Source organism: Streptomyces sp. NEAU-YJ-81 (genome assembly GCF_017592595.1).
Taxonomy (GTDB): domain Bacteria; phylum Actinomycetota; class Actinomycetes; order Streptomycetales; family Streptomycetaceae; genus Streptomyces; species Streptomyces hygroscopicus_B.
In genome coordinates this window covers 29397-52358 of sequence record NZ_JAGFNO010000003.1, presented here as the reverse complement: position 1 = coordinate 52358, position 22962 = coordinate 29397, and the positions used below count along the sequence as shown (strand labels likewise).

At 70.8% G+C, this 22962-nt stretch carries 18 protein-coding genes and 1 tRNA gene; 8 read left to right on the top strand and 11 right to left on the bottom strand.

Features of this window, described 5'->3' with window-relative positions; all coding sequences use genetic code 11:
- The first annotated feature begins 3 nt into the window (after window positions 1-3).
- From J5X86_RS08665 to J5X86_RS08655, 3 genes are all read left to right on the top strand, one after another.
- Window positions 4-1359: a protein phosphatase 2C domain-containing protein gene (locus J5X86_RS08665; RefSeq protein WP_208516193.1), complete on the top strand. Its 1356-nt coding sequence runs from the start codon at window positions 4-6 to the stop codon at window positions 1357-1359.
- A gap of 22 nt (window positions 1360-1381) precedes the next feature.
- The gene (locus tag J5X86_RS08660) at window positions 1382-2806 is read left to right on the top strand and encodes a VWA domain-containing protein (RefSeq protein ID WP_208516192.1); all 1425 of its coding nucleotides are present in this window, start codon (window positions 1382-1384) and stop codon (window positions 2804-2806) included.
- 69 nt (window positions 2807-2875) lie between these two features.
- On the top strand, window positions 2876-4027 hold the full coding sequence (locus J5X86_RS08655; protein ID WP_208516191.1) for an FHA domain-containing protein: 1152 nt from the start codon (window positions 2876-2878) through the stop codon (window positions 4025-4027).
- A 46-nt stretch (window positions 4028-4073) separates the two neighbouring features.
- Here J5X86_RS08655 and J5X86_RS08650 read toward each other — a convergent pair whose 3' ends face one another.
- A complete protein-coding gene (locus J5X86_RS08650; RefSeq protein ID WP_208516544.1) occupies window positions 4074-5006 on the bottom strand; it encodes a methyltransferase domain-containing protein in 933 nt (310 codons plus the stop codon).
- 533 nt (window positions 5007-5539) lie between these two features.
- On the opposite strand from J5X86_RS08650, the gene J5X86_RS08640 reads away from it, so the two are divergent.
- Window positions 5540-5944: a globin gene (locus J5X86_RS08640; RefSeq protein WP_208516190.1), complete on the top strand. Its 405-nt coding sequence runs from the start codon at window positions 5540-5542 to the stop codon at window positions 5942-5944.
- Window positions 5945-5975: 31 nt separating this feature from the next.
- Here J5X86_RS08640 and J5X86_RS08635 read toward each other — a convergent pair whose 3' ends face one another.
- The 7 genes from J5X86_RS08635 to J5X86_RS08605 all read right to left on the bottom strand — a co-directional run bounded on the left by J5X86_RS08635 (window position 5976) and on the right by J5X86_RS08605 (window position 15083).
- Entirely contained in the window at window positions 5976-6815 is an 840-nt protein-coding gene (locus J5X86_RS08635) for a hypothetical protein (RefSeq protein ID WP_208516189.1), read from the bottom strand.
- The gene (locus J5X86_RS08630; RefSeq protein WP_208516188.1) at window positions 6812-7318 is read right to left on the bottom strand and encodes a thioesterase family protein; all 507 of its coding nucleotides are present in this window, start codon (window positions 7316-7318) and stop codon (window positions 6812-6814) included. Before J5X86_RS08630 ends, J5X86_RS08635 begins: the two co-directional genes overlap by 4 nt.
- A gap of 4 nt (window positions 7319-7322) precedes the next feature.
- Window positions 7323-8987, bottom strand: a complete 1665-nt coding sequence (gene ettA, locus J5X86_RS08625) for an energy-dependent translational throttle protein EttA (RefSeq protein ID WP_078647424.1) — start codon at window positions 8985-8987, stop codon at window positions 7323-7325.
- Between the two features lie 325 nt (window positions 8988-9312).
- Complete coding sequence (locus J5X86_RS08620; protein ID WP_208516187.1) at window positions 9313-10710, bottom strand: LAETG motif-containing sortase-dependent surface protein; 1398 nt, start codon at window positions 10708-10710, stop codon at window positions 9313-9315.
- 216 nt (window positions 10711-10926) lie between these two features.
- Window positions 10927-11433 carry a single-stranded DNA-binding protein gene (locus J5X86_RS08615; protein WP_208516186.1) on the bottom strand — a complete coding sequence of 169 codons (507 nt, stop codon included), beginning with the start codon at window positions 11431-11433 and terminating at the stop codon, window positions 10927-10929.
- A 140-nt stretch (window positions 11434-11573) separates the two neighbouring features.
- Entirely contained in the window at window positions 11574-13466 is a 1893-nt protein-coding gene (locus tag J5X86_RS08610) for a GTPase (RefSeq protein ID WP_208516185.1), read from the bottom strand.
- Window positions 13467-13472: 6 nt separating this feature from the next.
- The gene (locus J5X86_RS08605; protein WP_208516543.1) at window positions 13473-15083 is read right to left on the bottom strand and encodes a dynamin family protein; all 1611 of its coding nucleotides are present in this window, start codon (window positions 15081-15083) and stop codon (window positions 13473-13475) included.
- A 382-nt stretch (window positions 15084-15465) separates the two neighbouring features.
- Here J5X86_RS08605 and J5X86_RS08600 point away from each other — a divergent pair.
- A tRNA-Arg gene (locus tag J5X86_RS08600) sits at window positions 15466-15538 on the top strand.
- A 435-nt stretch (window positions 15539-15973) separates the two neighbouring features.
- Here J5X86_RS08600 and J5X86_RS08595 read toward each other — a convergent pair.
- The 3 genes from J5X86_RS08595 to J5X86_RS08585 form a co-directional block, all read right to left on the bottom strand.
- A complete protein-coding gene (locus J5X86_RS08595) occupies window positions 15974-16993 on the bottom strand; it encodes an alpha/beta fold hydrolase (RefSeq protein ID WP_208516184.1) in 1020 nt (339 codons plus the stop codon).
- A gap of 257 nt (window positions 16994-17250) precedes the next feature.
- Window positions 17251-18186, bottom strand: coding sequence for an NmrA family NAD(P)-binding protein (locus tag J5X86_RS08590; RefSeq protein WP_208516183.1), 936 nt, complete (start codon window positions 18184-18186; stop codon window positions 17251-17253).
- An 82-nt stretch (window positions 18187-18268) separates the two neighbouring features.
- A complete protein-coding gene (locus tag J5X86_RS08585) occupies window positions 18269-18451 on the bottom strand; it encodes a hypothetical protein (protein WP_208516182.1) in 183 nt (60 codons plus the stop codon).
- A gap of 285 nt (window positions 18452-18736) precedes the next feature.
- On the opposite strand from J5X86_RS08585, the gene lanKC reads away from it, so the two are divergent.
- The 3 genes from lanKC (at window position 18737) to J5X86_RS08575 (ending at window position 22816) form a co-directional block, all read left to right on the top strand.
- Entirely contained in the window at window positions 18737-21370 is a 2634-nt protein-coding gene (lanKC, locus tag J5X86_RS08580; RefSeq protein ID WP_308124476.1) for a class III lanthionine synthetase LanKC, read from the top strand.
- A gap of 103 nt (window positions 21371-21473) precedes the next feature.
- The gene (locus tag J5X86_RS51915; RefSeq protein ID WP_279595174.1) at window positions 21474-21596 is read left to right on the top strand and encodes a hypothetical protein; all 123 of its coding nucleotides are present in this window, start codon (window positions 21474-21476) and stop codon (window positions 21594-21596) included.
- 101 nt (window positions 21597-21697) lie between these two features.
- The gene (locus tag J5X86_RS08575) at window positions 21698-22816 is read left to right on the top strand and encodes an LLM class flavin-dependent oxidoreductase (RefSeq protein WP_208516180.1); all 1119 of its coding nucleotides are present in this window, start codon (window positions 21698-21700) and stop codon (window positions 22814-22816) included.
- Window positions 22817-22962: the final 146 nt, after the last annotated feature.

The window sequence follows — 22962 nt, the reverse complement described above, 5'->3', positions numbered from 1 at the left end:
TCGATGTCGCAGATGCCGCAGCCAGCCCAGCTGTCAGCCTGCCCGACCTGTGATGAGCCGCCGCAGGCGGGAGACAGATACTGCGATCAGTGCGGTGCCGATCTGACGGCGGTGGCCACGCCGGCGGCGCAGACGCCCGGCGACCGGCCGGTACCGCCGCAGCTGAACGGCGCGGCGCGGTCCCCCCACCCTGAGCCGGAGCCGGACGACTACGAGCTGGCCGCCCCGGCCCCCGACGGGTACGGGCAGCCGGCCGATCCGCGGGCCGCCGGGACGCTCGGCGCGCCCGAGGCGGCGCCACCCACCGAGACCGGCACCCCCGCGGAGATCGACACGGGGACCAACGCGAGTACGCACACCAGCGCGGCGACCAGCACGGGCAGCATGGCGGGCACCGGCACCGGGGCGGACCCCCGGCTGCCCGGCGGCGAGCACCGCGCCCGGTGCGCCGCGTGCCAGGAGGGCACCATCGACCAGGACGGATACTGCGAGCGCTGCGGACACGCCCAGGCACGCGAACGCGACCATATGGAGAGCGAGTTGGAGGGCATCGCCGCGGCCACCGACCGAGGGCTGCGCCATCACCGCAATGAGGACGCGTACGCGGTGTCCACCGCCGAGCTGCCCGACGGCTCACCGGTCGTGGTCGCCGTGGTGTGCGACGGCGTCTCCTCGGCCACCCGCCCCGACGAAGCCTCGGCCGCCGCGGCCCATGCGGCCGGTGAGGCGCTGCGGGCCTCGCTGCCGCGCGGCGCCCACCCCCAGCAGGCCATGAACGAGGCGATCGTCGCCGCCGCCGAGGCGGTCAACTCGCTGGCCATGGAGACCGGCGCGGCCGCTGCGCACCCCGAGGGCCAGCGTCATCAGAACGCACCGGCCTGCACCATCGTCAGCGCCGTCGTGACCAGCGACATCCTCACCATCGGCTGGGTCGGCGACAGCCGCGCCTACTGGGTCCCCGACGACCGTACGGCCCCGCCCGCCCGGCTCACCGAGGACGACTCCTGGGCGGCCCAGATGGTGGCCGCGGGGCTGATGTCGGAGGCCGAGGCGTACGCGGACGAGCGCGCCCACGCCATCACCGGCTGGCTCGGGGCGGACGCCTATGAGCTGGAGCCCCACACCGCCTCCTACAAACCGGACCGGCCGGGCGTCGTGGTGGTGTGCACCGACGGGCTGTGGAACTACGCCGAATCGGCGGAGCAGATGGCCCGCGCGGTGCCGCCGGACGCCCGTTCCCGGCCGCTGAACAGCGCGCAGATCCTGGTCGGCCACGCCCTCGACGGCGGGGGCCACGACAACGTAACAGTGGCGGTCGTGCCGTTCCCCGCGGCCCCGGGCCGGGCAGGATCCGCCTGACGGTCGCCAAGGAGCGGATGATATGGCCCATTTCTCGACGCCCGACGCGCCGCGGTTCTCGGTCGAGGTCTATCAGAACGAGTACCTCCCCGAGGGAGGCCGCGAGGTGAACGCGATCATCACCGTCACCTCGTCCGGCGGCGGGGCCGCGGAAGGCCCGCCGATCCCCGCTCCCGCCGCCGCCCCCGAGGCGTACGACGGCGTCCCCGGCGTGTACGACGGCGTCCCCGGCGCGTACGACGGCGGGGGCGTCCCGGGCGGTGCCTCCGCCCGCGCGGCCGTGGTGATCATGGTGGACTGCTCCGGCTCGATGGACTATCCGCCGACGAAGATGCGCCACGCACGGGAGGCGACCGCCGCCGCCATCGACACGGTGCGCGACGGCGTCGCCTTCTCCGTGGTGGCGGGCACCCACAAGGCGGTCGAGGTCTTTCCGGGCAACGGGCGGCTGGCCATCGCCGATCCGCTCACCCGCGCCCAGGCCAAGGACGCGCTGCGGAGCCTGAGTCCGGGCGGCGGCACCGCGATCGGCACCTGGCTGCTGCTGGCCGACCTGCTGCTCGGCTCCGCCGATGCCACGATCCGGCACGGCATTCTGCTCACCGACGGCCGGAACGAGCACGAGGAGCCGCAGCGGCTGCGGGCGGTGCTCGACGCCTGCGCGGGCCGCTTCACCTGCGACGCCCGCGGGGTGGGTACGGACTGGGAGGTCGAGGAGGTCACCGGGATCGCCTCCGCCCTGCTCGGAACGGCCGATATCGTCGCCGATCCCGCCGGGCTCTCCGCGGACTTCACGCGGATGATGGAGGCGGCGATGGGCAAGGAGATCGCCGACGTCAGCCTCCGGCTGTGGACTCCCAAGGGCGCCGAGGTGGCGTATGTGAAACAGGTCGCACCGACGGTCGAGGATCTGACCGCCCGCCGCGTCGAAGCCGGTCCGCGCGCGGGCGACTATCCCACCGGGTCCTGGGGCGATGAGTCCCGCGACTACCACCTGTGTGTGAGAGTTCCGGCGGCGGAGGTCGGCCAGGAGATGCTCGCGGCCAGGATTTCCCTGGTCCAGCCGCCGCCCGACGGAGTCGGCAGCCCGCCGAGCCCGCTGGCACAGGGGCTGGTACGCGCGGTGTGGACGGCTGACCTGGCCGTCTCCACCGCGATGAATCCGCAGGTGGCGCACTATACGGGCCAAGCCGAACTGGCCCAGGTCATCCAACAGGGCATGAATGCCCGCAAGTCCGGCGATGCCGAACAAGCGACCGCGAAGCTGGGGCGTGCCGTACAGCTGGCGACCGCATCGGGGAACGAGGACACGGCGAAACTGCTCGCGAAGGTGGTGGACGTCCTCGATGTGGCGGCAGGTACTGTGCGACTGAAGGCGAAGGTCGCGGAGGCGGACGAGATGACACTCGAAACGCGCTCCACCAAGACAGTTCGCGTCAAGAAGTAGCACATAACCAGCACTCACGTAGCACTTCTCGGCAGAAACACCGAGAAAGCCACAAGAGGGGGATCCGACATGCCGACCTGTCCCAACGGCCACCACTCGGCGGCCGACGACTGGTGCGAGGTGTGTGGCCACCGGATGTCGGGGACACCCATGCCCTCCGGTGCCGTCTCGCCACCTCCGCCACAGCCCGCGCCGGGTGGCCACGGCGTGCCCGTGCCACCGGGCGGCTACGGGAGTCCGGGGCCGGGCGGCCCACCGCCGCCCGGCGGCGCGGGGGGCTACGGCTATCCGGCGCAGCAGCAGGAGCTGTGCCCGCAGTGCCGTACGCCGCGTGAGGCGCAGGCTCCGTTCTGCGAGGAGTGCCGGTTCAACTTCCAGACGCACACGCCTTCTCCGTACGGTCCGCCGCAGGGCGGTTACGCGCCACCGCAGCAGCCGGGGCACGGGGTGCCGCATGTCCCGCACCCGGGGCAGGGCGGCGCCGGTCACGCCTCCGCTCCGGGGTTCGGCGGCGACAGCGACTGGACGCTCCCGCCGCCGCAGCAGGGGGGCACGCCCCCGCACGGCGCACCGCAGCAGGGCGCCCCGGGCCACGGCCAGGGCGCGCCCCCGGCCGTGCCGCAGTACGGCTACGGCTACCCCCAGGCTCCGGCGCCCCCCGCCCAGCCGTACGGGAACGAAGGGTACGCCCCGCCGCCGCAGCAGCAGGGGCCGGGCCACCAGCCGCTTCAGCAGCAGCACCCCGGCGCGCCGCAGCACTCGACGCCGCCCGGCGGCGCCCAGTTCGGCCAGGGCGGGGCTCCGTCGTCGGCGCCCGGGAACTGGATAGCCGTGGTCGCCCCGGACCGTGAGTACTTCATGGCGATGATGAACCGCAGCGGCCCGGAGGCCGCCGGGCTGAACCTCCCGGCCTACTCCCCCGAGCAGCAACTGCCGCTCAACGGCGGCCAGATCACCATCGGCCGGCGCCGCCACAGCACCGGTGAGGCCCCCGACATCGACCTCGGGCGCCCGCCCGAGGACCCGGGCGTCTCGCATCAGCACGCGCTCCTCGTCCAGCAGCCCGACGGCGTCTGGGCGGTCGTCGACCAGGACTCGACGAACGGGACGACGATCAACGGCGGCGAGGAGCCGATCCAGCCGTTCGTGCCGGTCCCGCTCCGGGACGGCGACCGCGTCCACGTCGGCGCGTGGACGACGATCACGGTGCGCCGGGGCTGAGGCGGGACGGGCGGGGTGGGACCGGAGGGCTGGAAGGACTGAAGCCCTAGAAGGGCTGAAGCCGGGGCTGAAGGCCGCCGGGAGGGCCCAGCGGCCAGCCGTAGGCGCCCTCCGGGTCGTCCAGCCAGGCCCATTGACGCTCGCCCCGCACCGTCACCCCGTAGCGCTCCCGCCCCGGCCTGCCCTCGTGCTCCCACAGCGCGAGGGCCTCGACCGGCTCCATATGGCCCGCGGCCACGTTCAGCAGGAAGCGGAAGGAGTCGTCCAGCAGCGGCCGGGACGGCAGACCGTGCGTGGGCACCTGAGGCGGGGGGCCGCTGCCGCGCAGCGGAACGAAGTACGCGGGCATGGCCAGAAAATGCCCCTCCGCATGGCCGGCGTCGGCGACCCTCAGGGCGATCAGCCCGGTCGCGAGCGGCGTCAGGATCAGCGCGCCCGGACGGCACTGGCCGAGCCATGCGGACGGGATGGACACCACGGCGCAGGTGACGATGATCCGGTCGTAGGGAGCGTGCAGCGGACAGCCGCGCGCCCCGTCGCCCGTGACGACCGCGGGGCGGAACCCGGCGGCGGCCAGATGGTTACGGGCCGCCTCGGTGATCTCCGGGTCGAGGTCGAGAGTCGTGACGTGGGTATCGCCGAGCCGATGGGCCAGCAGCGCGGCGTTGTAGCCGGTGCCCGCGCCGATCTCCAGCACCCGGTCCCCGTCCCGCACCTGGAGCGCCTGGAGCATCCGCGCCATGAGCGACGGCTGGCTGCTGGAGGTGATCAACTCGCCGTCGCGCACCCGCGTGGCGAGCGGGGCGTCCGCATACGCGCCAGCCAGCCAGCGGGCCCGCCGCAGCGGGTGGGGGTCGTCGCGCCACAGCCGGGTGTAGCCGACCGTCCCGTGCGCCGCACCGGCCCTTGCTGCCCCTGCTGTCTCGCGGCCCGACGCACCTGCCGCGTCTGCCGCACCCGGCGCACGTGCCGCACCCACCGCACCTGCCGCGCCTGCCGTACCCGCCGTGCCTGCCGCACGTGCCGCGTCTGCCGCACCCGCCGTGCCTGCCGCACCCGCCGCACGTGCCGCGTCTGCCGTACCCACCGCACGTGCCGCGTCTGCCGCACCCACCGCACCCGCCGTACATGCCGCGTCTGCCGCACCCCGCGCACATGCCGCGCCTGCCACACCCGGCGCACGTGCCGCCGTGCCCGCCTCCCCAGCCTCGTAGTAGTAGGGCACGAAGAGATGACGCGGCACCTCCTCGAAGGCCGCCCGCCAGGCGGGGTCCGTGAGTCCCCCGCCCGCCACGATCTCCCGGACCAGCCCGGCCCGTACCACCGCGGCCTCCTCGGCGCACCCATCGGCCTCCCGGCCCATACGCTTCCCCCGCGCCACACGCTCCACGGCGTCCGGCGCACTGCGTGTGCCACCGCCCGTGCTGCCCATGACTCCACTCTCCTGCGCCCGCCCTCCAGCCGCGACCCACGCCCCCTTTTCCAGCCGGGGGTGTCTGAGACCATGGAGGCGTGAAAGAGATTCCGCGAGGCACACTTCAGGAGCAGACCTTCTACGAGCAGGTCGGCGGCGAGCAGACCTTCCGGCGTCTGGTCCACCGCTTCTACCAGGGGGTCGCCGAGGACCCGCTGCTCCGGCCGATGTACCCCGAGGACGACCTGGGACCGGCCGAGGAGCGGCTCGTACTCTTCCTGATGCAGTACTGGGGCGGCCCCCGCACCTACAGCGACAACCGCGGCCACCCGCGGCTGCGCATGCGCCACGCCCCCTTCACCGTGAACCGCGCCGCCCATGACGCCTGGCTGCGCCATATGCGCGACGCGGTCGACGAGCTGGAGCTGGCCCCGAAGCTCGAGGGCCAGCTGTGGCACTACCTGACGTACGCCGCCGCCTCCATGATCAACACGGAGGGCTGACCGGCGGGCTCAGCGGACTGACCCGGCGGGCTCAGGCGGGTGTGACGGACAGGCCGGAGAGGCCCGACGTACGCACCGCGATCGAGCCGTACGGAGTGCGCAGCCGCAGCCAGCCGCCCGCGGCGAGCAGCGCCAGTGGCTCGGCCGTGGGGCCGGGCGCGGCCGTGGCCACACCGCCTGCGGCACCGGGGGCGGAGGCGGCCGGAGCCGCCGCCCGGACCGGGCGCAGGAAGCCCAGCGACTGGGCGGCATGCACGGCGCGCAGCGGGAGCCCGGTGTCGCCGAGCGTGCGGGACCAGATCTCATGGCCGATGCGGTCGCGCTCGGCGCGCGTACGGCGCTCCTCGGGAAGCTCCGCGTCGCGGGCCCGGAACTCGGCGACGGCGGCGGCGACCGCCCCGCGCACCTCGTCCACGCCCGGCAGGCCGCTCACCCGGCGCCAGCCGCCGCGCGGCGGCAGCACCCCGGCCCACGGCGGACCGGTGACGGCCTGCGGCACGGTGACCACCAGGCCCCGGTCACGGACCTCGGGGCCGTCTGCGGTCCGCCCGGCCCGCGCCGTGTCCAGCGCGTCCTCGAGCTCGCCCGCCGAGACCGTCGTATCCAGGGCGCCGGGCCCGCTCGCCGCCCCGGCCGCTCCGGCCTCCCCGGCCGACGTGGCGTCGGTGCCGATGATCGCCTCGAGCCGCGCCGTACGGATCGCGAGGACCTCGAAGGACGGCGGCCGGCCGAAGACGGCGAGCACACCGCCGCCCGCCTGCAGCCGCACCGCCGCCGCCCGGTCGTAGTGGATCAGCCGGGCCAGGAAGGCGGCGAGATCGGCCGCCTCCCCGGCGTCGGCGAAGTGGAGCTCCTGGCCGGCGGCCGTCATACGGCGACGGCCCCCTCCGGCCGCTCGGCGCCACCCGCGGATCCGGCGGATCGGCCGGACTTCGCAGCCGCCTTACCGGCGCTCTTCTTCACCGGGTCCGGCTCCAGGTACTCGGTCAGGAACCTCTCCTCTTCCGGGGAGACCCGGCGCGGGCGGCTCTGGTCGAGGTCGTACGGCACGATGCGGGTGGCGGCACGCACATACAGCGCGTCCTCGTCCTTGATCTCGTAGCGCAGGGTGAGATACGCGGCCCTGATCTCCGTCACCCAGGTCTCGACCGTCACCGGGCGGTGCCGGTGGACGAGGGGCTTCAGATAGTCGATCTCATGCCGGGCCACGACCACGCCGCCGGTGAACGCGTCACTCCCGTTCCCCGGCGCCAGCCGCCACATGAAGTCGACCCGTGCCTCCTCCAGGTAGCGGAGGAAGGTCACGTTGTTGACGTGGCCGAACGCGTCCATGTCGGACCAGCGCAGGGGACAGGGGTAGATATGGCGTGCCATCCGCTCAGCCCCGGGTGAGCTTCTTGTAGGTGGCGCGGTGCGGACGGGCCGCGTCCGGGCCGAGCCGCTCGACCTTGTTCTTCTCGTACGACTCGAAGTTGCCCTCGAACCAGAACCACTTGGACTCGCCCTCGTACGCCAGGATGTGCGTGGCGACGCGGTCGAGGAACCAGCGGTCGTGGGAGACGACCACGGCGCAGCCGGGGAAGTCGAGCAGCGCGTTCTCCAGCGAAGAGAGGGTCTCGACGTCGAGGTCGTTGGTGGGCTCGTCGAGGAGCAGCAGATTGCCGCCCTGCTTGAGGGTGAGCGCGAGGTTGAGGCGGTTGCGCTCACCGCCCGAGAGGATGCCGGCCGGCTTCTGCTGGTCCGGGCCCTTGAAGCCGAACGCGGAGACATAGGCACGGGACGGCATCTCGACCTGGCCGACGTTGATGTAGTCGAGCTCGTCGGAGACGACCGCCCACAGCGTCTTCTTGGGGTCGATGTTGGCGCGGCTCTGGTCGACGTAGGAGATCTTGACGGTCTCGCCGACCTTGATGCTGCCCGCGTCGGCGGTCTCCAGGCCCTGGATCATCTTGAAGAGCGTGGTCTTACCGGCGCCGTTGGGGCCGATGACCCCGACGATGCCGTTGCGCGGGAGGGTGAAGGAGAGGTCGTCGATGAGGACCTTCTCGCCGAACGCCTTGGAGAGGTTCTCCACCTCGACCACGACGCCGCCCAGGCGCGGGCCCGGCGGGATCTGGATCTCCTCGAAGTCCAGCTTCCGGGTCTTCTCGGCCTCGGCGGCCATCTCCTCGTAACGGGTCAGCCGGGCCCTGGACTTGGCCTGGCGGCCCTTGGCGTTGGAGCGGACCCAGTCCAGCTCCTCCTTGAGGCGCTTGGCGCGCTTGGCGTCCTTCTGGCCCTCGACCTTCAGCCGGGCCTGCTTCTTCTCCAGGTAGGTGGAGTAGTTGCCCTCGTAGCCGATGGCGCGGCCGCGGTCGAGCTCCAGGATCCACTCGGCCACGTTGTCCAGGAAGTACCGGTCGTGGGTAATGGCCACGACGGTGCCCGCGTACTTGGCGAGGTGCTGCTCCAGCCAGTTGACGGACTCGGCGTCCAGGTGGTTGGTGGGCTCGTCCAGCAGCAGCAGGTCGGGAGCCTCCAGCAGCAGCTTGCAGAGCGCGACCCGGCGCTTCTCACCGCCGGAGAGGGTGGTGACCGGCCAGTCGCCGGGCGGGCAGCCGAGGGCGTCCATGGCCTGCTCGAGCTGGGCGTCCATGTCCCACGCGTTGGCGTGGTCCAGGTCCTCCTGGAGCTTGCCCATCTCCTCGAGCAGCGCGTCGCTGTAGTCGGTCGCCATCTGCTCGGCGATCTCGTTGAAGCGGTCGAGCTTGCCCTTGGTCTCCGCCACGCCGTCCTGGACGTTCTCCAGCACGGTCTTGGACTCGTCGAGCGGGGGCTCCTGGAGCAGGATGCCGACGCTGTAGCCGGGCGACAGGAAGGCGTCACCATTGGACGGCTGCTCCAGGCCCGCCATGATCTTCAGCACCGTCGACTTACCGGCGCCGTTGGGGCCCACGACACCGATCTTCGCGCCAGGGTAAAAGCTCAGCGTGACGTCGTCGAGGATCACCTTGTCGCCGTGCGCCTTGCGCGTCTTGCGCATGGTGTAGATGAACTCAGCCAAGAGAAACCGTCCGGCAATCTGGTAGGTATCGAGATGCGGCCCCGCCGCGGGGTCCGTATCCGTGGCGGCTCCACCGCATGAGGGTAGATACAGCCATCTTGCCGTACGCCAAGCCCGAGGCGGAAACCCGTTTGGTCCGGCGTGCGGTGTGAGTCCGGCATCCGCGGTCCCCACGACCCCGGTATCCGCCGCCCCCATGACGCGAAGGGCCGGAGCCTCCGCGAGGCTCCGGCCCTCCATCACCGCGTTTTCGATGATCACCACACTCGGTGACCTTCGTTTCACTCAGCGATCACTGCTGTCCTGGCGTCGCCGCCCAGGCGTTTCACTGACCCGCGGGCGCCTTCTTCTTGCGGACGAAGAAGACCGCGCCGCCACCGACGACGACCAGCGCCACGGCGATGCCCGCGATCATCGGGGTGTTGCTGCTGCTACCGGTCTCGGCGAGGTCGCCACCGGAGGTGTCACCGCCGGTGCTGCCACCGGCCGACGCGGGGCTCGGCTGCGAGGAGGGGGTGTCGCTGCCGCCACCGCTGCTGGCGGTCTTGCAGTCGAGAACGCCGGAGAAGGTCTTCTCGAAGCCGTTCGGACCGGTGATGCTGAACTTGTAGCTCTGGTCCTCCTTCACCGGGGCGGTGACGGTCTTCGACTGGCCCGCCTCGACGGTGTACTTCTGGCCCAGCAGCTCGAAGGTGAACGCCTCGTCGCCCTTGTTGCTGGCCGTGATGTCCACGCCGCCCTTGGCGCAGTCCTTCTCGGCGGAGACCGCCGGGACCGCGCCCTTCTTCGCCCAGTTCGCGGTGGCGGTGGCGGAGACGGTGCTCTCGCTGGACCCGGCCAGGATCTGCGTCTGGCTCTTGGTGGCGCTGGCGAACGCGCGGCCCACCGGAACCTTGGTGGCGGCCTGGGCGGTCAGCGTGGCGGAGCCGTCCGCCGCGCCCTCCGGGACGTCGAAGTACACCTCGCCGCCGTCGGCGGCGCTGGTGAGGGCCTTGCCGCTCTTGTCGACGAGCTTGACGCCGCCGCCCCCGGCCTCGGTGCCCTGGGTCAGGGTGACGCTGTCGGCGTTGGTGTGGACCTTGACCGGGCCGAGGCGCTCACCGGCCTTGCCGGAGACGGCCGGCGGGTCCAGGCTCAGCGACGCCTTGGGCTCCTCGAGGTTCTGCGCGCTCTTCTCGAGGTAGTCGGCCAGCTTCTCGGCCTGCGGGTCGATCGCGTCGACCTTCGCGTTGTCGGAGAAACGCCAGATGGCGACCTGCGTACCCGCGGCGGCGGTCTTCTCGGTGAGGGCACCGGTACCGGCCGTCTTCGCCAGCGCGCCGAGGTCGTTCACCTGGGGGTAGGAGTTCTGCAGAACCCAGTTGATCTTGCCCGCGTTGGGGTTGTTCGCCAGCGACGTCTCGGCCCAGGACTTCTCCTCGTACTTCGCCTTGCTCTGCGTCGGGTTGTGCAGATCAATGCAGTACGTCTGGATGGAGCCGCCGTTGTCGACCGACATCTCGAAGAGGCCGGCGCCGACCTGCTGGTCCTTGCCGTTCTCGTGGATCACGGCCTTGTCGAACGTCTTGAGACCGCCCAGCGTGGCGGTGGCGCCGCCCTGGCTCGGGGGCGCGTCATCGGCGGCGGCGGTGCCGGCGGTGACCATCGCGCCCGCCGCGACCAGGCCGGACGCCAGAACGGCGGCCGCAAGGCGGGCAGCGCCCCGCCTCTTTACAGAAATCATGGTTTCCCCTCCGGGCGAGCGCCAGTCTGTTGGTGCGCCTCGCCAGCGAACTCAAAACTCAGGAACCCCCGTTGGGCACGCAGGGATCCTAGGGAGAAAAGAACCGCACGCTCCCCTGCAATACCTAGACCCAACCGATCCGAATCGGAATCGTTATCAATCCTCAGATCACTTATGACCTGGGATTATCGACAAATCTCCCGTGATCGCCTTCACTCACGGGGAAGTTGCCCCGGTCGGTGCGTTTAGCAGCGGTTTGGCCTGTGAAACCCGACGAAAAGCGGATGTACCCCGCGTAAGATCATGCCCGACCGCCATCGCGTCGATCTCCGCGATGACCCAGCGCCTGGGCTGATTCGGCCCGCCGCCGGAATCCACGGCCGGGACCGGGCCCGCGGCCGCGCCTCCCCCTTCTCCCTGAAGCGGCCGATCCCTCTCCCGCTCTCGCTCCCGGTCCCATTCGCGCTCCCGCACCCGCAACGTCCCATGGACAACGAGGGGTTCACCGAGCGATACCGACCCGGCGACATTCGCGGCGAGCGTGCGCCACGTCCAGACCGTATAGAAACTCGTGTACGCGTCCGCCCACGCGTCCCGACCCCGGTCCCACCGGCGCACCGTCACCGCCAACCGGAACCGGGCCACCGCGACACCCGCCGCCGTCTCCCAGAAGTCCGGCCGCGTCGCGGCATTGCCCACCACGGTCACCCAGCTCTCATTCACCGGCTACGCCTCCCCCATCAATTCCCGGCTCTGCCGTGCTGTTCGTGAACCATGCTGCCCGGGATCGCGAGGCCCCGCCGGGCCCTGTGCACGACCCCGCGGTTGTGGACAACTCGGTCACCCGCCCGGGTGACCGACCGTCACCCGCCGCCCGCCGCGATGACGTACTGCGCCCGTACCTCCCCGTACCGCGCCAGCTCCGCCTCCACCGGCTCCAGCACCCGCCTGGCCCCGCACTCGGCCGCCGCCTCCCGCAACCGGCCCTCCACCGACCGGCCATGGCGCCGGGCGGGCCCCCGCGCGGCCACCCGGGAGCCCCACGCCAGCGCCGGGCCGACCGCCGCACCGCCCACCAGCAGCGCCGGCATCCACCACTCGGGCCCACCGAACACCCCGGCAGTGGCTCCCAGCAGCCACAGCACCCCCACCACTTGCACCACCAGCCAGGTCACCTGAGCCGCCGCCACCATCGACCACCACACCGGCCGGATCGGCTGCCGGTCCACCGCCGCGGCCGCCACCGCCTCGTCGACCGCCTCCGCCAGTCCTCTGCCGCCCCACCCCGCCGCCTCCCGTACGGCCTGCGCCCAGGGGCCGGGCAGCCCGGCCGTCGCCTGGTCCCCGAGCGTCCGTACGGCCTCCTCCACCGCGGGGCGCGCCGTGACCGCCTCCACCGCCACCGTGCGCGCCCGCGCGCCCGGGATCTCCATCCGCTCCGCGGCTCCGGGGGTTCGCGAGGCCCGGGAGCCCCCCGAGGCGCGGGCCTTCCTCCCCCGCACCCGCCCCCAGGGCGTTCCGCACCGCCACTCCGCGTCCCTCAGCCAGGCGCGCTCCGCCGCCTGTCCGGCCGCGGCCGCGCCCGCCGCCTCGGCAAGCCGGTCCTCGAACTCCGCCCGCGCCCGCTCGGTGAGCCCGATCGGCCCGTTGTCCGCCACATACTGCGGGCGCAGCCGCGTCATGGTGCCGTCCACGTCCGCCGACAGCCGGCGCTCGGCCGCCCCGCACTCGGCCGTGAGCCGCCCGAGCGTCTCCCGCAGCTCCCCGACGCCCTCGCCGGTCAGCGCGGACAGCGCGAGCACGGCCGCCCCCGGCTCCCCGTGCTCCCCGAGGGCGAGCCCGTCCTCGTCCAGCAGCCGCCGCAGATCGTCCAGCACCTGGTCCGCGGCCTCGCCCGGCAGCCGGTCCACCTGATTGAGCACGACGAAGGTCACCTCGGCATAGCCGGCGAGCGGCCGCAGATAGCGCTCATGGAGGACCGCGTCCGCGTACTTCTCGGGGTCCACCACCCACACCACCGCGTCGACGAGACCCAGCAGCCGGTCCACCCGCTCCCGGTGGCCCGGGGCGGCCGAGTCGTGGTCGGGCAGGTCGAGGAGGACGAGACCGCGCAGCGCCGGGTCGTACGGATAGCCCGGGTTGCGCCGGTCCACCGCCGGGATGCCGAGCCGGTCCAGCAGGCCGTCGGCGTGGTCGGTCCACGCACAGGCGAGGGGCGTGGCGGTGGTCGGACGGCGGATCCCGGCCTCGGAGAGGGGGGCTCCGGCGAGGGCGTTGAAAAGTGTCGACTTACCGCTTCCGGTGGCCCCGGCGACGGCGACCACGGTGTGCCCGTAAGGATGCCGTCCCCGCGCGTCCGCCTCGTCGAGCACCCGCGCGGCCCCGGCGAGCGTGCGCCCCTCGAGCCGGGACCGGGACAGCCCGACCAGCTGGCGCAGGGCCTCGAGACGGGGCCGCAGGGTGCCCGTAGCGAAGCTGCGGACGCCCGCCTGGTACACGGCGTAGGGAGGGCCGCCGAAGGACCGCCGGGCGGTCTCCTCCCCCGGGAAGTAGCCGGCCGTGGCGTGGGAAACGCCCGCCGCGGCCTCCTGCGGCCTCCCCTCGTCCACCGCACGGGCCGGACGGGCCCCGGCACGTCCTCCAGTCCAGCGGTTCGCACGCCGGGCGATCAGGCCGTCGTCCCATGTGTGGCGGCCCCCCGCCGCCCGGTCTCCCCCGCCGCCCTCGTTGCCGCCGTTGCCCTCCGTGGCCGTCACCGTCGGTCACCTCTCCTTCTGCAGTACGGACAGCGCGGCGATCAGCTCGACCTGGTGCTCCGGGGACATGTCCAGGGCGTCCAGCGGGGCCAGCCTGCCGTCGCGCTCCGCCCGCAGGGCGCGCGCGACACAGCTGTCGAGCAGCCGTCCGCCGCGGTCGCCCAGACGCAGCGCCGCATGCGCGCCCAGGGTCTCGGCGAGCTTCTCGCCCGCCTTACGGGCGCGGCGTCCGCCCAGCAGGGACGCGGCGAGCAGGGCGGCGATCTCCTCGGGCGCGCAACTGCCCCCGTATTCGGCGATCCGGACCCGGGCCTCCTCCTCGGCCAGCTCCTCGGCACAGCGCCGCCAGTGCCGTACGGCCACGCCGATCCGCTCGGCGGCGCCGGGCGCGTCGCACGGAGCGAGCCCGGCCCGCGCGACCGGGTCCTGCCTCCCGGCCTCCGCGACCCGCTCGTCCGCGGTGGCGGCCGCGCCGCGCAGCAGGGTGGCCAGGGAGTCGGTGAGAGCCGTAAGGAGCTCATCGGGGGTGCTGTCATGCGGCAGGCCGTGCCAGTGGGTGAGCGCACCGCCCGCGAGCGCCGCGCCCTGCGCGATCTCGCGCCGCACCCGCTCCACCGCCTCCCCGTACGCGCCCTCGACCCGCTGGACCAGCCGCACGGCGGCCGCGTGCTGCGCCGCCGCGGCCCCGGCCAGCGCGGGCATCCGGGAACTCAGCGAGGCGAGCGTCCCGGCGGCCGTACGGGCGGCGGCGACGGTACGGGCGTACGGATCCTGTGCGTGCTGGGTGAGCCAGGACCGCAGGGCGGCGACGGCGGTGGACGGCAGCAGCCCGCTGCCGCCGCCCGCGGATTCGGGGAGCTCGGGGATGGTGAAGCGCGGGACATCGCCGAGCCCGGCCGCCGTAAGGAGCGCGGCGTACTGCCGGGAGACCTCGGCGGCCACCTGGTGCGGCACCCGGTCCAGGACGGTGACGAGGGTGACGTCGTACTCCTTCGCGGTCCGCAGCAGATGCCAGGGGACGGCGTCGCCGTAGCGGGTGGCCGTGGTGACGAGCACCCAGATGTCCGCGGCGCAGATCAATTCCGCGGCCAGATCGCGATTCCGCGCGACCAGCGAATCGATGTCGGGCGCGTCGAGCAGTGCCAGCCCCCGCGCCAGCCCCGGGTCGGTCTCCACCCGCAGCGCCGCCGGCCCCTCCTGCGCCCGCCCCTCCTCGTCGTACGCGCTCTCCGCCCGCTCCCCCTGCGCCGGCACCCACACCCGGGTGAGCCGCGGCAGCACCCGCTGTCCGGCGAACCAGGGGTGATCGTCGGGGTGGCACACCAGCACCGGCGTACGCGTCGTGGGCCGCAACACACCGGCCTCGGTGACCCGTCGGCCGACCAGCGAATTGACGAGGGTGGACTTGCCCGCCCCCGTCGATCCCCCGATTACCGCCAGCAGGGGCGCTTCGGGGGCGCGCAACCGGGGCACGAGGTAGTCGTCCAGTTGAGCGAGCAGCTCGGCTCGGCTGCGGCGAGCGCGGTCGGCGCCGGGAAGGGGGAGCGGAAACCGAGCGGCGTCGACACGGTCACGCAGTGAGGTCAGCGCGTCGAGCAGCCGGGGCCGTACGTCCAAGATCGCCACGTGGTGAAGAATGCACGCTTTTGGTGCCTTTTTGAAGCGTATGGTCACTCGTGCGCGTCAAAGAGACCCACCCGGATCACCCTAAAAGGGGCATGAGGTGGACGTGACGACAGGGGCGCGGGCATAACGAGTAGACAACACCCGTTCCCTGAGGCGCGAAAAACGATGCAAGTTTCAGACCTGCCTGCGATTATCAGACCGCTTCACTGAACCTCCACAACGTGCCACGGAGGTGAAGCAACCGGGGCGAGGCGCAAGGAGCCCTATCCTTGTCCCGGCAAGGTCACGGTCCGTCGAGCCCGGCCACCCGCACCACGGCCGCCCCGTCGGCCCCGCAGGCACCGGGGGCTCAGCAGCTCCGCGACCACCACCGGCCCCCGTAGCTCAGTGGATAGAGCAGGCGCCTTCTAAGCGCTTGGCCGCAGGTTCGAGTCCTGCCGGGGGCGCACTGGACCCTCTTCTCTACGCACGTAGCGAAGGGGGTCTTCTCGCCGTTCGGAGCGGTTCCACCGGCCACGGCACAGCCCCGCGCGCGCCTCCGACGATCAAGGGAAAGCTCCGGGGCCGTCCGACTGTCACCGGGTTTCTGCGGGTGACCGTGTCGAATACGTGTCGAAGTTCTCAGCGGCGGAGCGGACCACGCGCCGGACAGGTCGGGCAGATCCCCGGCAGCTTCGAGTCGCCTCCTCAAGTCCGGCAACTGCCCGTCGACACACCGAGCGTAGGCCCGGCGAGCGCTGCGCCATGCCCGGCGGATGACGGAACCCGCCAAATGCCGCCGTTCTCGCCCTGGAACAAGAGATCACCCGGCTTGAGCGCCTCGTCTTCGATGTGCTGGCCGCAGGATCCGTTGCTGCGAGGGCCGCCGTTCGCGGCAGAACCTACTTCTGCAGGAAGGACTGCAGCAGGTTCGTCACGTCCTTGGGCTTCTCCTCGGTCACCCAGTGACCCGCCCCCTTAAGGACCCGGCCGCTGACGTTCGTGGCGTAGTCACGCCATTGGTCGGCGATCTTGCCACCGAACGACGCCTGGCCGCCAATCGCCAGGACCGGCATCTTCAGCTTTCCTTCGGCCAGGAACTTCTTGTTCTGATCGACGTCCCCGCGGAGCTCGCGGTACATCTTCATCCAGGCCACCGTACGGCCCGGCTCCTTCAGGTAATGAGCGTAGAAGTTGTAGTCAGCCGGCGTGAACGCGGCCTTGTTGACCAGAAGCTCCTCTATAAAGCCCTGGACAAAGACGCGCTCGTGACCGGAGATGAGGTGCTCCGCAAGGGGCAACTGGAACAGACCGAAGTGCCACATGGACGGGGTCTTCGGGTTGGCTTCCAGAGCCGGGAAGCGGTACAGGCTGTCGTCCGGGATGGGAGCTTCCATCACGGCCATGCGGCGCACCTCCCGCGGCCACTGGGCCGCGTAGGCGTAGCTGACCCACAGACCGACGTCGTGCCCGACGACCTGGACGCCGTTGTTCAGCTTCAGCCGCTTCAGCAGCTCATGCACGTCCCTGGCCATCTGCGCCTTCTCATAACCGCCCTTGGTGACCTCGGAGTTGCCAGCGCCGCGGAGGTCAACCGCGATCACAGTGTGGTTCTTGGAGAGCGGCCCCATCTGGTCCCGCCACTCGACCCACGACTGAGGGAACCCGTGGATCAAAACGACCGGCGAACCTTTACCGCCTTGCAGGTAGTGCATGCGGAAACCGTTCACTTCCGCGTACTTCGACTTGAAACCGGGGGGAGGCTCCTCTTGCGGGAAAGACGACGAGGACGGAGACTTCTCCACCGCCGCGTCCTGCCCGCGACTGTCGCCCCATGCTCCGGCGCTCGCGCCGAGGGATACCAGCAGGACAGCCGCCAGCGCCGCGATGAGCCTGTTGATCTTCCTTATCGAGGTATCCATGATTCACCTACCTGCAGTGATTCATATGATGGAAGGCAATTTGTTGCCATAGGCCACCAGTGCACGTGCCTACGGCGAAGCGACCCACCGAATCCGAAACGGCACGCGTGAGATTTCCAGCAGCGATAGGGTGCGCGGGCAAAAGTGGGTTACCGGCCCTCCTGCTGTACACGCTGCTGGAGGCAGAGCTGAAGATTAGCCCTACCCGACCATCATGAGCACAGCACACGGGATACGCCATTGGGACGGCGCAGACCTCACCCCTCACCCCTCAGGTGATGTTCGGCCCATTCCGCGAAGCCGGTGAGGGGGAGGCCGAAGCCCCGGGCGTGGGCGGGGCGGGCGGGGTGGGTGAAGTGGTTGTGGAACTCGTAGTGGTGGACGGCCCATTCCGGCGTTCCGGCGGCGTGGGCCTCAGCCGCCGTCATGGACGGGGCCGTCAGCGCGATGTCCAGGGCGTGGGAGAGGACGTCGGCGATACGGGTCATCGGCAGGCGGTCGCCCGCCAGCTCCAGCTCGGCCTCGTGGAACCGCTCCGGGTCGGCGAAGGCCGCGGCGGCGGCCGTTCCGATGTCGGTGACCGCGATGAGGGAGAGCTCGGTCGTGGGCTTGAGGACGGTCACCAGGCCACCCTCGGGGCCGCGCGGCAGCAGGGCGGACGGGGGGAGGAAGTTCTCCATGAAGACGGCCGGTTTGAGCAGCGTCCAGTGCCGGAAGCCCGCCTCGCGGACCCGGGCCTGGATGGCGCTCTTGGTCTCGTAGTAGTGCTCCGTCCTCGGCCAGCGGCCCTCCGCCCAGCCGGGCGCGGCGCGGTGCTGGTCGGCGCCGGAGACCGAGGTGTGCACGAACTGCGGCACGCCCGCGTCGCGGACGGCGTCGATCAGGTTGCGGGCCTGGACCCACTCGGAGTCCCCCTCGAGGTTGTTTATGTCGGGCATCTGGACCGAGAAGGCGGCGCGCGTCCCTTCGGCGGCCCACCGTACGGAGCCGGGGTCGTAGAGATCCCCGGTGACCAGCTCGGCGCCGAGTGCCGCGACGGCCCTGGCCCGTTCGGTGGCCGGGTCGCGGACCAGGGCCCGGACGGGTACGCCCGCCGCGAGCAGGGCGCGAGTGGTGGCGCCGCCCTGCAGACCGGTGGCGCCGGTGACCAGCACGGGGGCGAGATCGGTGGGCGCGGTGGGATCAGCGGGCATGGTGCTCCTCGGGTCTGTGGCCCGTGGCTTCTCGGCTCTGGTCTCTGGTCTCTGCTCTGGCCGGCGCGCGTCGTTTGTACGCTCAGCCGAGCGCGGGGTCGAGTGCCACCCAGTCCACATCGGGGTCTTCTCCGAGGTGCTTGCGTGTGCCCGCGATGGCGAGGCTCGTCTCGAACAGGGCCGCGTTGACGCCGACGTCAACCTCGTTCCAGTGCGGTCCCGCCACGGGGAGTGCTTCGCGCGGAGTGTCTCTGCCGTGCTGCACGCCGTGTTTCGGATCCGCAGAATACAGGTCGCTCAGCAACTCCCGTAACTCTACGGACAGTTGCCGGGATACGGGCGCTACGGCGCGTGCCGCCTGGGTGAGGTCGACGTCGATGACGAAGCCAAGCCCACACCATTCCGCGTCCGGTATTCAAACGGCGGCGTGCTCGCCGCCGTACCCGCCGCGCAGTACCGCGGGGGACGGAAGTTGACCATGCCCTGGCGGCATAGTTTTGACTGTCGGTCGTCGGCAGGTGAGTGCTGGCCGATCCGGTTCCGACGTTGAATGGCGAACTGGCCGCTCAACACATCAGGTGGCGTCATGGATTATTTGCCGTACGTGCAAGCACACAGGGATTTCTATCGCCCGTTGGAAGAGGCCGAGTACGAAGGGACCGTTTATAGCGCGAGCATGGTCCCGAGTGACTGGAATCGGCAGCGGTCGGCATTCTGGACCGTCTACGGGCCGCCGAGCGCGCCGTCCGTCACCCATGGCTGGAAAGTGCATGTCTCCGCGCCCTACGAGCGGGCTCAGCACATCCTCGACGCTGCGGCGACTGTCTGCGTAGAGCAGGACGTTCCGTTCAAGCATCTGCACTCGTCGCTCTTCTTTGTTCTGCTCCACCACAAGCAGGCTTTTCGCCCGCAGAGCGGAAAGTTCATCGCCGCCTATCCTCCCGATGAGGCCGCCGCCAGGAAACTGATGGAGGCACTGGCCGAGGCGACGCCCGGCGAAGAGGGGCCCTACATTCTCGGTGACCGCCGGTGGCCCGGGTCCCGGGTGGTGTCGTACCGCTACGGCGCGTTCGAGACCATTCCGGTGATGCAGCCCGACGGAGTCGAGGAGCTGATGGTGCCGGATGCCACCGGGCAACTGGTGCCCGATGTAAGGGGGCTGGCCTTTACGCTGCCCGCCGGGGTCACCGATCCATTCGCGCACGAGGCGGAAACTCCGGCGCGCCCACAGGATAGGGAGCGGAAGGGAATCTCCTTCGAGGGTCTGCGCTTTGAGTCGGTGCTGCGGCATTCCAACGGAGGCGGCGCGTACCGGGCGGTGCGGACCGATACCGGCGAGGAGGTGTTCGTCAAGGAAGCGCGTGCCCACAACGGGCTGCATCCGGACGGCAAAGCCGCACCGGACCTGCTGGCGCACGAGCACCGTGTCTTGCAGGCGTTGGGTGAACAGGCGCCGGGGCTGGCGCCGAAACCCCTGGGCTTCTTCCGCCACTGGGAACACAGCTATCTGGTCACGGAATTGGTTCCCGGCCATTCGCTACTGGACTGGGTCACCTACAACTACCCCGGATTCATCGTCGGCTCGGATGCCGCCGACCACAGGGCCTACTGGCGCCGGTGCCAAGACATTCTGGACCAGCTGACGGCCTGCCTGGAGCGGCTGCACGGGGCCGGTTATGTGTTCCTCGATGTCAGCCCCCGCAATGTGCTGGTGGACGACGCCGACCAGGTGCGGCTGATCGACTTCGAGACGGCGGCCCGGATCGGCGAGCCCGCCCCGCTTTACGGCACCCCGGGCTACTTCCCGGATGAGCCGTCAGAGCGGCTTGAGCAGCGGATGCGTGAGGACCCGACGTACTGCGACCGCTACGGACTCGCCGCCCTCGCTCAGCTCATGGCTTTCGGCATGAAGAACCACGTCATCCAGCGGGAACCGGCCGTCCTGCACCATCTGCGCCACCGCGTCTCCCGCGATTCCGGGGTGCCGATGCCGCACGACCTGTGGGAGCGGGCAGCCACCTTCACTTCCCTCGATGCCGCCAGCCCTCTTCCCACTCCCCGTGAGGTGGATGACGATCCGGCAGCGAGTCTGCGCCGGCTGCAGCAAGCGACTGCCGATGCGCTGCTCGCCATGGCCGAGCCGGAGGGGCGGGTGGTTTTCCCGACGGTGCCACGGGGCTATCACACTCATCGGCACGGGGTGCCCTACGGCACTGCCGGAGTGGTCCACGCCCTGCACCATGCGGGGCGCACCGCTCCGGAGGCGGTGCTGAAGCGGATGCGCACCGAGAGCCTTGAGATGGCCGACCGGGCTGCTCCCGGACTGCACACCGGCAATGCCGGCATCGCCTGGGTGCTGGCCGACCAGGGTATGCGCGACGAGGCACGCGTCCTGCTGGAAGCCGCCGAAAAGCATCCCGTCCTGGCACAGCGGGCCACCCTCGGCGAAGGCCTCGCCGGGGTCGCCCTGACGCACCTGGCGCTGTACGGACACGACGGGGACGAGAACCACCTGACAGCCGCCTCCCGGCTGCGTGCCCGCATCCCCGACGGCGACGGGCTCGCGTCCGTGCTGCAGAGCGAGGGCGTGACCGGGCTGCTGCACGGACGCGTCGGTATCGCGCTGCTCGACTACTACCTCTACCGCCTGCTGGGGGACGAGGACGCCAAACGGCGCGGCCTGGAGCTGTTGCGGCAGGAAGCGGCCATGGCCGATCCCTTTCCTGGAGGAGGTATCGGCTTCCGCGTCTCCACCGCCGACTCCCGCCTGTACCCCTACCTGTACCGGGGCTCCGCCGGCTTCGCCCTCGTCGCCGCCCGTTTCCTGCCCGTGGCGGACGAGGACCTCGCCAGGGCCGTGGACGAGGCGATACAAGCGAGCACGCTGGCGACGACTCTCTATGCGGGCCTGTACGAGGGGCAGTCCGGTCTGGTCTTCGCTCTGGCCGAACACGCCGGCCTCACCGGCACGTCCACTGGACACGCGGCAGCGATTGACGCGGCGCGAGGGCTCTTCAGCCACGCCGTGGCGCATTCCGGTTCCGGCGGAGCCCGCTTCCACGGCGAGTACCTGATGAAGTTCACGGCCGATCTGTGGAGCGGTTCAGCGGGCGTCCTGCTGGCCCTGACCCGCTTGCTGGACGGCCGAGGAGACATGTTCTTCACCGTCGACAGCCTCCTCTGAAACCCCCCTCAAAAGACTCCCTTCCCAGTTTCCGGGAGGGGACGGTCCACCGCGGCCTGCGGCAGACCGTTTTCAAGAAAGAGATAAAGAGAAAGGAAGAACCATGGACATGGTAGAGGTCCTGGCACTGCAGCTGATGGAGACCGACGAGTCGCCCTACGAGCAGCACGCGGCTTCCACGCTATGCACCGGCACCAGTGCGAGCACCGGGTGCACCCACTTCTGACCGACGCACCCCGCTGAAATGAAAGGTGCCCGGGGCCAGTCCCCGGGCACCTTTTGCCGCGGGTACCACAATGGAGTACACGGCCCTCTCAGGAGCAGTTGATGCAGTTCTCCCTCTTTATCGTGGGCCAGTTGGCCTCACCCACACCCGAGCGTGAACGCCGGATGCTGCGGAATTCTGTCGAACAGGCCGTGCTGGCCGACGAGGTCGGCTTCGACCGCGTCTGGGCCGTGGAACATCACGGGCTGAAGTGGTATTCACACATGAGCGCCTCGGAGATCTTTCTGAGCTGGGTGGCGGCCCGAACCTCCCGCATTCGTATCGGCCACGGTGTGGTGACCATGCCCTTCGGTTATCAGCATCCGGTGCGGGTCGCCGAGCGCGCCGCGATGCTCGACGTCCTGTCCGGCGGACGGGTTGACATCGGCGCGGGACGCGGGGCCGGCCGGCAGGAGATGTCCTTGTACGGCGTCAAGCCGGAAGACACCCGCCCGCAACTGGAGGAAGCACTGCGCATCTTCGGGAGCGCCTGGCAGAAAGAGCAATTCGAGTGGCACGGATCGATCGATATCGGCCCCGGCGCCATCCTTCCTCGCCCTCTGCAGGCCCCCCACCCTCCCCTGTTCATGGCATGCAGCAAGAAAGAAACGCTCAAGCTGGCCGCCGACTTCGGCGTAGGCGCGCTGGTTCTCGGCTTCGCCGGCCCCGACATGGTCCGCACACTGCGCCGCACCTACGATGCCGCTCTCGCGGCACGCACCGGCCAGCACTTTGTGTCCTCCCACGCGAATGACCATTTCGCTGTCGTGTGCCCCACCGTCGTCCTGGACGATGCCGATCGCGCTCGCACCATCGGGGTCCGCGGACAGCAGTTCTTCGTAGAGTCAGCAAGGCACTGGTACGGAAACGGCCCAGTCCCGCAACAGGATACAAATGGCGACGGCGGAGCCGCACTGGCCCACACAAAAGAAGAAGTTGTGCACAGTCTCCATGAATCCGGTGTTCCGTTGCGGCCGGAATATGTGGGCTCCTACAACACCGAGCATGCCTATGGCACGGCGGAGACGGCCATAGCGCACGTGGAACGCATCGCCGAGACCGGCGTGGACGAAGTGATCTGCCTGATCCAAATGGGCACCGTTCCGCAAGAAGCGTGCCTGGAGACCATCCGGCAATGGGGGGAGAAGATCATCCCGCACTTCCGCCGAAACCCCGGCTGAGGCGGACCGGCCGATCAACCCTCCGTTTCCCACGACGCATGTGAGCGTGAGGCCAGACCTGAGAGCGGCTGCGTGCCTTCTGGCTCCGGCAGGGCACTGTGTCAGTGCCGACGAGAGCTGGTCATCGCGGCACACTCAACCCCTGA